Source organism: Peptoniphilus ovalis (assembly GCF_018919265.1).
Classification (GTDB): domain Bacteria; phylum Bacillota; class Clostridia; order Tissierellales; family Peptoniphilaceae; genus Peptoniphilus_A; species Peptoniphilus_A ovalis.
Window position 1 is genome coordinate 16,221 of record NZ_JAHLQO010000008.1, and the last position, 11,245, is coordinate 27,465.

The window sequence follows — 11,245 nt, forward strand, 5'->3', positions numbered from 1 at the left end:
AAAGGAAGCTTAAGCTCCCTTGATGGTTATCTAATGAAAATATTTTTGTACAAAATATCTAGTACTTTTTAGTGTATAAGCAACTTAAATGGATTTGTAGTATATATTTTACTATCTTCTACACAAGAACCTTTAATTTCAAGTTCTTGACCACTTTTTAGTTTATAAGATTGACCGTCTTTCATAAAAGTAATCTTTTCATACTTATTTGCATCTTTTAAAGTTAATGTTTGTTCTAAAACAATGTTGTTTCCTTCTCTAACAGTTAGCCTTACACTTGTATTATCTTTTTCAGATTTTAACCTAAAGAAATCTCTATTTGGTCTTGCACCCGTAGCAGTTACCTTTAATTGATATGTTTGAATATAATCAACTTCTTTAGTAGTTTTATTACCCATTTCGTCAACTGCAATAATCCAAATACCATGTAAAGTATTTTCATTTTCACGAACAATTTCGTTGAACTTCTCTACTGCTGTTGCTTTTGTAGCCTCAACAGTTTTGTTGCCCTCTGTACCTTGTTGACCTTTAGTACCTAGTTCGATAGTAATTTTATCGCCAGGCATTTCGTCTAAGGTTGCCTTTATATTAATATATCTTCTGAAAGTTTCGTCTTCTGCCTTACCTTCAATTTTAGGTCCTTCTAGGTCAAGTTTTACATAGTGCTTGTAATCTGATACTGGATCATTTGGTTTGTCTGGATTTGGCTGCATTGGAGTATATGGTGTATTTGTTTCATCACCTACAGAGTATCCAGGTTTCTTGCCAGGCTCTTTTGACACTATACGAATAGTATCTTCGTGTGCAACATCACCAGTTAATGGAATTTCTTGTGTTGAATTACCCATTTTAGGTTTTGTTATTTCTAAAGTTCCTACATCAATCCATTTATTTTGATCTTTATCAAATTTTTGAGCAGTATAAGTTGTTCCAACTACTACTTGGTCTGTTGGGTCTGGCTCTGGTACAACAAACTTGATACGTGCATTTTCTCCATCTTTCTTTGGAGTTTGCTCCATATCTGTTACAGGATTAGATACTAGTAGCTGTGTAATAACAACTTTACCTTGATCACTTACGATATCTTCTCCACCTTCTACGGCTTTTGTAAAGTTTCCGTAGATAGTTCTGTTTTCTTCTCCTGCTGGAAGATTAGTAAAGTCAAAATTACCTACTTTTAACTTTCCATTTTCAACAGTCGCTGTTATACCATCTGGTGCTGTAATAGTTTTTCCATCTTCTCCAATAGTTAGGTTGATGTCTCTGTATTCTGCCTTATACTTTCCTGGTTCACCATCTTCTACTGCATAAGGAACTTTTAGTTTTAATCCGCTTAATTTTTGATCGATAAGGTCTTGATCAAAGTTTACACTAAAGCTTGTATCTGTTCCCTTAACATTGTCAAATACTGGTGCTTGGATTGTTTTAGGAGTGTTTGTTAAGAATATATTATACCCTTTAACTTCTCTATCTCCTCTTAATACCGATTGTCTAGATGTTGCAGACGTATATGCGTCTACTTTGCTACCTTCTTTGATAGTAAATGTTTGTTGTTTTGCTAAACCTACTCCATAAGGATCGCCTCGAACTACTGTTTCGTGAAGGTTTCTAGGTGCATTTTTATCTAATTCTGCTGAGTTTCCACTTACTTTTACATAAGTTGAAATTCCTAATGAGTTCCAGTCGTTGATGCCTGCATCTGGGTTTTGTGGATCTTGGGCCTGTTTAAAGTTTTTGTATGCTTCTTTTTTCCCTTCTGGAACTACTACAGCTACATAAGATTGACGTAATCCTTCACGGTCATATCCAGGTACAGTCCAAGTTAATGGGCTTGTACTAGTTCCATCAAATAGCTTAATTGCATCTTGTGTAGTTAATGGGTTATAAGTCGCTCCTTGAAGAACTGTTGGTGTTGTATAATCTGTTACAGCTGTTCTATATAGAAGGGCAACATTAAGTGGTTTTTTCTTAGCTGCATCTACATTGTCTTCATACTTACCATATTGATAACCTGTAACAGGATCAGATACATTTCTATATCTTGGTAAAACTTTTACGTCAAAGTATGGTCTGTAATTTGCGTACAAGTGGATGTCTTTTCCTTCCTTCATTAAGGCTTCAAATCCTTTTGAAACTGCAAAGTTAAATCCATTAGGTACGTATGCATCTCTCTTTCCATCCATGTATTGAGTAGACTCAGTTCTCTTAGGTAAGCTCTTATTATCTTTAGTCATACCTTTTTTAATTTCGCCAATACGATCATTATTGTTACCTGCAACAAATCTAGATGTTTCATCATTTGGATAACGCTCTAGTGTCCATCCAACAAAAGTAGAGCTTTCCATTACGAAAGATTCTAATCTTTCATCATACGTTTCGCCTAATTGTTTTGAATCGTATCTATATGGTGCAAGAGGAAGCGCCTTTATAACATTATTGTTCTTTAGGTTATCCTTTGTAGCTGATGTCATTGCATCAATAATTTTGTTGGTGTTAGTAACATCTGCTTCTGTATAAGGTATACGAACTATAGTTTCTTTATCTTCAGTTGTATTGTTTGCATGTAGGACTAAGCTTGGCACACCCCAAACAGCATAAACTTGTCTGTTTTTATCTACAGGAGAGTATTCGTTGAAGATATAGTTTTCGTTATCGTCCCATTGTTTTGTTTCAGTAAGAACTTTTTTGTCCTTTTCTAATTTGTAGAATTGATCTTCTGCAGATAGTGTAGGTGTGTCTTTTAATTCTACTTTTGTCCAACCTATAACAACTTTATTATCTTCTCTTGGCTGTCCATTAGCTTTCTTAGAAAGTGCAGAGTCAAATTCAGCATCTGGGAATAGACGCTTTAAGAAGTTTTGTGTCGCTTCATCTCTTAAAGTATTATCACTATTATTAATGTCATAGGTAAAACCATCGTGATTAATGAAATTTGGATAAGTTTTCGTCTTTATTTTATTAAATCCATCAGTTTCTGTTAAAGATTCTCTTTGTACCGCTATGGTAGGCGTTTTTTCATCAATTCGGATGTTATCTTCACCAGGTTTTGGTAAGAACCCATTTGGCTTGTAAGTTGGGTTAAGTTTTCCTTCATTTAAATCAAATTTTTCGACATCGCCAGGTTTTGCTACCTTTGGTGGTACTACAGAGTACTGTTTATTTAAAGGAACAATTCTTTCCATAGATATATTTTGTTCTGGATAAAGATTAAATTTTACTTTTGCTTGTACTTGTTCAAAGATTGTTTCAGAATTTAACGAAGTATTTGTAAATGTATTTAAAAGAATTGGTTGGTCTTTTATAAGTCCTAGTTCTTTTAAAGTTTTTTCTTCATTAGATTCTTTTAAACTATCTCCACCAGCATATTGGTTTTTAATTTGGAACTTAAAGCCTTCATAATTTGTTTTGTCAAATCTTCTTGTTTCAGTAATCTTATCCGGCTCAATTTCTTCTTCTGGGCCTTTCCCGTCACTACGCAAATACTTTTCGATGTTTCCATCATTATCTTGTTTAGTATCTATCCAGTTATTTGAGTGGTATCTTTTAAAGTTATTCCCTTCAGGTACATCCACTTGTGCTTTAACACCAGCTGCTGACTTCATAATACCTGTTATAGACTCTGAATCTGTAAAGACTTCATCTACTATAGGAACATGTTGTTCTCTTATAGCAGAACCACCAACTCTGGAAACTGTGTTTTTAATATAGTAAGGGAAGTGGAATACTTCGTTACCATTTTTTTCCTTAACCTTTTGTAGTTCTATCTCAGTTCCTTCAATTGGTTTTACATTTTTCCAAGAAGGCACAGCTAATCCATCACCACGATTGTCGCCAGTGGCTAAATCTACTTTTACGTTATCGGCGTTAAATTTATTACTATAGTTAGGTAGGTATAGATTTACTTCTGTTCCAGCAGGTATAGTACCCCCAGGAAGTGTTACATTATTTGCTGCAGGTGCACTAAAACCATAGACAGGAATACCATAGTCCCAATTGCCTGTGCCAGCATTTGACCAGTAGTAACCTTCTCTTTTCCAAGATTTCCAGATTCCTTCACTTCCACCAATGTTTAATACAAAGTCTTGCTCTCTTTGCAATGCTGCTCTTGATCCTGAAATGCTAACAGCTGGAGTAAATCTTATACGATAGAATAGATTTTTGTTCCCTTCATATTTAATATCTTTAGTTGTTTTAAAGGTAAACTTGCGAACACCTTTATTGTTACTAGTGATATAACGAGTGTCAAACATAAAGTTCTTAACAAATTCACCGTCTTTAATTAATTGGTCGTTAATTTTTATAGGGTCTATATCATACTCAAATACAACAAAGTATCCGTCTTTAGTCATATTATTAAAGAAAACACTTGTTGGGTCATCTTGGTTCTTTATCTCAATCTTGTTAGGATCACCAGACTTTATTTTTAGATTTTCCTTGTCCACAAAATCTTTAGTTGCTACTTGAATGAATACAGATTTGTCATCTCTATTATAAGTAGGGTTTCCGTGTTCATCAGTTTCTATTCTACCTTGTGCGTTTTTTTCTATACCATTTAAGTCCTTAGCATATATAGGTACTTCAGGACCATATTTTGACTCTTTATTGTCAAGTATATATACCTTACCTATTTGTGCATCTTTTTCACCTAAGTCTAGATAACGTACAAAGTCTGGGTCTAAGGTTTGTCTAAAGGCAATATCTTCTCCGTAATCCTTGTAATTTGGATTAGTTGTTTCGGATTTCGTTACAACATAAGTGAGTCTAACCTTTTTCTCTTCCTTGTCTAACTGAAGTGTAGAATAGTTTGTCCAGAACATATCCTTTTCAGTATCTGTTGCTGAAATTGTTGTAGATTCTATTAAATCTTTAGGTTTATTGGTTTTATCACCAATAACTGCAGTTTTAGTATGAGTGTTGTAAGAATACTTTGCTATTACTGCATTTTTACTAGATCTTGATGTAGAAAAAATTCTACTTCCAGAATCGTCATATAAACGCATTTGAACTACTTGAGTTTTATTGGCAAAGTCATTTTCCCAGTTTACAGAACTTTTTAATACAATATTGACATCATAGTGTCTATAGGAAGTACCTCCATCTTTAAACGAAAATGATTTTGCATAAGCAGTCTGTCCTTTTATTGGAGAATCTGTAAATTTAAGAAATTCAACTTGAGAACCCCCAGCAAATTCTACTTGTTTACTTGCTGCATAAGACTTTTCCCAATCAATAGCATTGTATAACTCTTTAGGGAAACGCATAACATAATGGCTCCATACACCAGTACTAGCGGTGTGTTGTTGGGCTATGTCAAATTTTAATATAATGTTTCCCTTTTCGTCTAGTCTTCTGCCCATATAAGAAATACCAATTGTATTAAGTGGGTCAGATCCATTTTGTGCGTGTATAACTTTAACTCCTGCTGGAAGATCCCAGTATTCAGATCCGTCATCTTTTGCCCCTTCGTTATCATCCCATGCTAGAGGCGGTTTTCCTTCAGCGTCTACAGCTCTTGTAGCTATATCTGGACTTGCTGACGATTCTGATATTGATTTCAATCTAGAAGTTGATTTTAATTCTAAATCTTTACTTGAATTTTTATGATAGTCTTCAATGTCAGTAAATATCATATTTTCAGTATTAGCAAAAGCATTTATTGGTAATATTCCAATTATCATTACTAAAGCTAATAATAGACTAAAAACTCTATGCGATTTTTTCGTGTCCATACTTTATTTCCTCCTTTTTAAAATAGTCCTTAATACTTTATTAAGTATTATAGTTATAACTTACATTTTTAATATTCTACTAAAAATAATATGAAGATTTAATATTTTATTAAAATTATTACTCTTGATTGTTAATGTTTTTTAAATTGTTATTAATATAAACCTCCATCTCCATAATTAATAAATACTATTTAATTATGAGCATCGCCTCCTAAGATTTATCAGCCTATTTTTATTTATGTTTTTTTATTCAAAAAATTTAAAATAGACTTTTCCTATATACATTAGTATAACTAAATTTTAATTTTTTGTCCATATCTTTTTGTATTTTAAGCCATTTTAAACTGTATTTATTTTGTACAATTTTCATTAAATTTAAAATTTTCTATTTTTTTATATACTTCTATTTCTTTAATTGTTATGAATTTAATTATTTTTATTTAAATATATTTATGATTACATATCTATTTTTTAAATATCATTTATTTGTTTATTAGCCCGAAACACTTATTTTCTGGGTTTTAAAATCTTTTTATTCCGTTGAATTTGATTTTTAATATTCATTTTTATTTATTGTTTTATAATTGCTTTTGTGAATTTTATAAAGCTTTTAATATTACTTATTTTAAACTTAATCTATATATTTTTAATTGTTATGGCTATATAATTTTTTGTTGAATTAATATATGCTAAATTCAACTTTAAAGGGTTCTTTTGTGTTTTTTATCATATATTTTTGTGTTTTTTATCATATATTTTTTTGTTTTTCATATTATGAAATATTGTATTTTTATTACAAATTATTAATTTTCGATTTTTATAAATATTAATCAAGTTTATATTGTTCAATAAAAAAGAACCAGAATAAAATTCCAGTCCATTATAAGTATTTTTCATTTGTCTAAAAACTTAACTACATCCCTAAAAACTTTTTCATTTTCTTTTTCTCTAAATATTTCGTGTTTCATATTTTTATAAAGTCTTGTTTTTATATTTTTATATCTTATTTTTTCAAGTATTTTTTTACTAAATCCTTTTTCTCCACCTATTACTACATCGTCTTTCCCTGCTATCATAAGTATTTTTAGTTCTTTGTTTATGCATTTGAATTTTTTAGTATTTCCTATTTCTCTTATGCCTTCAAATACCGTTAGATATCCTCTATTTTTAAATACTTCTAGTAGTAGTGGGTCTTTTTTTACTTCTTATACTTTTTCTTCGTTATATGATAGCCAATGGTAGTCAATTTTTTGCCTGTGTATAATTTTTCCAATATTTTTAAGGTTTTGTGTTCTACAAAGTAAAGGTTGGCTATATTGCCTATAAATATGGCTAATGGTACTATTTCTATAAAATTTGGTGGTCCACTAAGCACTAGTTTATTTATTTTATAGTCTGAGTTTTCTAAGAAGATTCTCGCAAATACTGTTCCCAACGAATGTCCTATCATATATACTTCTTTTTCTGGGAAGTATTCGTTTAAGCAGTTTGTTATTGCTATATTATCATCTACTACTTTTTCTACTCCATCTATGTATCCATGATTGTATTTCGCATCTATTGATGCACCATGACCTCTATTGTCTGATATAAATACTGTATATCCACTTTTATTTAAATATTTTGTTAAAATCTAAATATCTGTTTTTATGCTCCAATGTTCCATGAATTATTTGAACTATTGCCCTTGGTTATTTTACTTCAAATAATGCTCCCTCTAACATGAAATTATCATATGATTTTATTTTAACTTTTTATATTCGTCATTATTTTTGAAATTCATTTCGCATTTTAGCTTATAATTTTTATCCTGCTTTAAGTTATTAGATTTGTAATAATATATTTGAGGATTTATTAATAGTATAAATATTATAATAATTATTATGTAAAACATTTTTGCTCCTTATTAAAAAAGACCCTCGAAAGGGTCTATATTCTAAATATAAAGATAGAATGCTATAAAATGGATTATTGAAGCTGCTAGTACAAAGAAGTGCCATATTATGTGGTTGTATTTGAATTTCTTTGATTTATAAAAGTATGTCCCTACTGTGTACACTACTCCACCTAATACTAATAGCAGCATAAATTGCCAAGTTGTTTTTGATATTATTGGTTTTATTAAGAATATTGAAAGCCATCCCATAGCGATGTATATAATAGTAGAAAGTTTCTTTAATTTGTCGTAATTTTTGTATGTGAAAATTTTAAATACTGTTCCAGCTATTGCTATTGCCCATATTAGTGCTAGGAAGAATATTCTAAATTTTCCATTTGTTAAGAGTAATATCACTGGTGTGAAGCTTCCTGCTATAAAGTAGTATATTGAGATGTGATCGAAGATTCTAAGTATTTTCTTTGCGCCTTTATGTTGGACTGCGTGATAGATTGTACTCATTAGAAACATTAGTATGAAGCAGCCTCCGTAAATGGAAAAGGCTACAGTTCCTTTTACATTACCTATTTTTATATTCGGTACTATTAGCATAAGTAGGAAAATTATTCCTAGGATCACTCCTATTCCGTGGCTTATTGAATTTCCTATTTCTAGTTTTATGTTTTCTTTTCTCGTTAAGTTTTCAGTCATTTTTCTCACCTCATTTGATTGAATTATAACATTTAAATATTTTTTAGTAAATACGAATTGATGAGGAAGGTTGTTTTTGATGGGCGGACAATTATAAAGGGCAGATTGATAAGTTTGTTTTATTTTAAAAGTTTAGTGGGATAGTACCTTTTCAAATTCGTCAGGGTCGGTTCCTATATAATTGAGAAAAGTTGTTTTTTATTTGCGGACAGTCCTAAAAGACAGCCCGCTAAGCTTATTTAAAAACTGTACATTTTTATTTGAGAGAACTTCTATATTTTTATATGGACATTTACATTTTTGATGCGCGAACAGTCATAAAGGGCAGCTTGCTAAAGTTAATTTGTTTTTAAAAGCGTATAGGGACAGTCCCCTTTTAAACTTATCAGGGACAGTCCCTTTCTAAATTCTTCAAAAACGGTCCTCATACACTTGAGAAAAGTTGTTTTTGATATGCGGACAGCCCTAAAGGACAGCCCGCTAAGCTTGTTTCAAAATTGTGCATTTTTATTTGAGCGAAATTCTATATTTTTATATGGACATTTACTTTTTTTGATTTGCAAACAGTCATAATGGGAAGCCCTCCAAGTTAGTTTTATTTTAAGAGCGTGTAGGGACAGTCCTCTTTTAAACTAGTCTGGGACAGTCCCTTTTTTAATTCTTCAGAAATGGTCCTCATACACTTGAGAAAAGTTGTTTTATATTTGCGGACAGCCCTAAAGGACAGCCCGCTAAGCTTGCTTCAAAACTGTACATTTTTATTTCAACGAAATTCTATATTTTTATATGGACATTTACTTTTTTTGATTTGCAAACAGTCATAATGGGAAGCCCTCCAAGTTAGTTTTATTTTAAGAGCGTGTAGGGACAGTCCTCTTTTAAACTAGTCTGGGACAGTCCCTTTTTTAATTCTTCAGAAATGGTCCTCATACACTTGAGAAAAGTTGTTTTATATTTGCGGACAGCCCTAAAGGACAGCCCGCTAAGCTTGCTTCAAAACTGTGCATTTTTATTTGAGCGAAATTCTACATTTTTATATGGACATTTACTTTTTTTTGATTGGCAAACAGTCATAAGGGGCAGCTCGTTAAGTTAATTTGCTTTTAAATATTTGTAGGGACAGTCCCCATTTTAAACTCGTCAGGGACAGTCCCTCTTTAAATTCTTCAGGGAAGGTCCTTCTTGTCGGAGAGCTCTAAAAGGGAATTTAGTTCTACTAATTTTTTTGAAATCCTATTAATATTTAAAAAAACAGGTAACTTCTATGTTACCTGTTAAATATATTTATGCTCTAACGTCGCTATATTCGTCGTTTTCTAATTTTCTTGCTACATAAGAGCAACTTCCCTTTATTCTCTTCCCTTCTTCTCTTGCATCTTTTACTAATTCTTTTACAAGTTCGCCAGCTATTCCTTGTCCTTCATATTCTGGCTTAACTACAGTGTGTTGTGCATCTATTACATCACCTAGCTCAACATAAGTTAGTATTCCCTTGTAATTATTTTCATCTTCGCCTATATAATAGCAATTTTGTCCCTTTTTTACTTCCATTATAAAACTCCCTTCTATATTAGTATTTATTTTCTACCCTATTAAAGAAGTTTTTACGCAATAAAAAAAGTGTAAGACTTTTCTTACACTTAATTGGCGGAGAGGAAGGGATTCGAACCCTTGTGAGCGTGAACTCTAACGGTTTTCAAGACCGCCCCGTTATGACCACTTCGGTACCTCTCCAATATTAAATTAAAAAATGGTGACCCATACGCGATTCGAACGCGTGACACCTTGATTAAAAGTCAAGTGCTCTACCGACTGAGCTAATGGGTCATGATCTTGTGGCTGGGGTGGCAGGACTCGAACCTACGCATGCCAGAGTCAAAGTCTGGTGCCTTACCGACTTGGCTACACCCCAATACTTTTAGTTGGCGCACCTAGGAGGATTCGAACCCCCGGCACACGGATTAGAAGTCCGTTGCTCTATCCAACTGAGCTATAGGTGCATATTTGGAGCGGGTGAAGGGAATCGAACCCTCGCAACCAGCTTGGAAGGCTGGGGCTCTACCACTGAGCTACACCCGCACAGTTTAAAAATGGTGGAGGAGAGTGGATTCGAACCACTGAAAGCTAAGCTAACGGATTTACAGTCCGTCCCCTTTGGCCAACTCGGGAACTCCTCCCAATGAGTAAATTATGGAGCTGGTGGGAGGACTTGAACCCCTAACCTACTGATTACAAGTCAGTTGCTCTACCAATTGAGCTACACCAGCACATTTACTAGTTAAACTTATTCATTTGTTAATGTAGTTTAATGAGTAAGCTTTTTAAAGCTCAATTACATTGAGACCCTTCGGGCATCCCGACCTACCATCAATTTGTTTCACAAATTGGGTTAGGATCGTCACTACACCAGCACATTTACTAGTTAAACTTATTCATTTGTTAATGTAGTTTAATGAGTAAGCTTTTTAAAGCTCAATTACATTGAGACCCTTCGGGCATCCCGACCTACCATCAATTTGTTTCACAAATTGGGTTAGGATCGTCACTACACCAGCACATTTACTAGTTAAACTTATTCATTTGTTAATGTAGTTTTATAAATAAGCTTTTATAAGCTCAATTACATTGAGGCCCTTCGGGCATCCCGACCTACCATCAATTTGTTTTACAAATTGGGTTAGGATCGTCACTACACCAGCACATTACCAGCATGTTCACTTGTTTTTTTGTAAATTTTAATTTACTTTCAACAACTTTTACAGTTTAACATAGATAATTTACTTAGTCAATATTTAATTTAAAAAATATTGTGGCGACCTGGAAGGGACTCGAACCCTCGACCTCTAGCGTGACAGGCTAGCATTCTAACCAGCTGAACTACCAGGCCACTTTGGTGGACACAATAGGGCTCGAACCTATGACCCCCTGC

Annotated in this window: 5 protein-coding genes and 8 tRNA genes; all 13 read right to left on the reverse strand. The window is 32.7% G+C overall.

Going from position 1 to position 11,245, the window contains the following annotated elements:
• Window positions 1–68 precede the first annotated feature (68 nt).
• The 13 genes from KQI68_RS10155 to KQI68_RS10210 all read right to left on the reverse strand — a co-directional run bounded on the left by KQI68_RS10155 (window position 69) and on the right by KQI68_RS10210 (window position 11,203).
• Window positions 69–5,729, reverse strand: a complete 5,661-nt coding sequence (locus tag KQI68_RS10155) for a hypothetical protein (RefSeq protein WP_216550016.1) — start codon at window positions 5,727–5,729, stop codon at window positions 69–71.
• A gap of 893 nt (window positions 5,730–6,622) precedes the next feature.
• Entirely contained in the window at window positions 6,623–6,805 is a 183-nt protein-coding gene (locus KQI68_RS10465; protein WP_343221719.1) for an alpha/beta fold hydrolase, read from the reverse strand.
• Window positions 6,806–6,927: 122 nt separating this feature from the next.
• Window positions 6,928–7,362 (reverse strand): alpha/beta fold hydrolase, encoded by a 435-nt coding sequence (locus KQI68_RS10470; protein ID WP_343221720.1) that lies wholly within the window; start codon window positions 7,360–7,362, stop codon window positions 6,928–6,930.
• A 303-nt stretch (window positions 7,363–7,665) separates the two neighbouring features.
• Window positions 7,666–8,316 (reverse strand): PAQR family membrane homeostasis protein TrhA, encoded by a 651-nt coding sequence (gene trhA, locus KQI68_RS10165; protein ID WP_216550017.1) that lies wholly within the window; start codon window positions 8,314–8,316, stop codon window positions 7,666–7,668.
• Between the two features lie 1,284 nt (window positions 8,317–9,600).
• Window positions 9,601–9,867 carry a GNAT family N-acetyltransferase gene (locus tag KQI68_RS10170; RefSeq protein WP_216550018.1) on the reverse strand — a complete coding sequence of 89 codons (267 nt, stop codon included), beginning with the start codon at window positions 9,865–9,867 and terminating at the stop codon, window positions 9,601–9,603.
• Window positions 9,868–9,961: 94 nt separating this feature from the next.
• Window positions 9,962–10,050 (reverse strand) — tRNA-Ser (locus KQI68_RS10175).
• A gap of 17 nt (window positions 10,051–10,067) precedes the next feature.
• A tRNA-Lys gene (locus tag KQI68_RS10180) sits at window positions 10,068–10,143 on the reverse strand.
• A 9-nt stretch (window positions 10,144–10,152) separates the two neighbouring features.
• Window positions 10,153–10,228: transfer RNA gene (locus KQI68_RS10185), tRNA-Gln, on the reverse strand.
• 11 nt (window positions 10,229–10,239) lie between these two features.
• A tRNA-Arg gene (locus tag KQI68_RS10190) sits at window positions 10,240–10,316 on the reverse strand.
• Window positions 10,317–10,321: 5 nt separating this feature from the next.
• Window positions 10,322–10,395, reverse strand: a tRNA-Gly gene (locus tag KQI68_RS10195).
• A gap of 12 nt (window positions 10,396–10,407) precedes the next feature.
• Window positions 10,408–10,493, reverse strand: a tRNA-Tyr gene (locus tag KQI68_RS10200).
• Between the two features lie 14 nt (window positions 10,494–10,507).
• Window positions 10,508–10,583, reverse strand: a tRNA-Thr gene (locus KQI68_RS10205).
• Window positions 10,584–11,126: 543 nt separating this feature from the next.
• A tRNA-Asp gene (locus tag KQI68_RS10210) sits at window positions 11,127–11,203 on the reverse strand.
• Window positions 11,204–11,245: the final 42 nt, after the last annotated feature.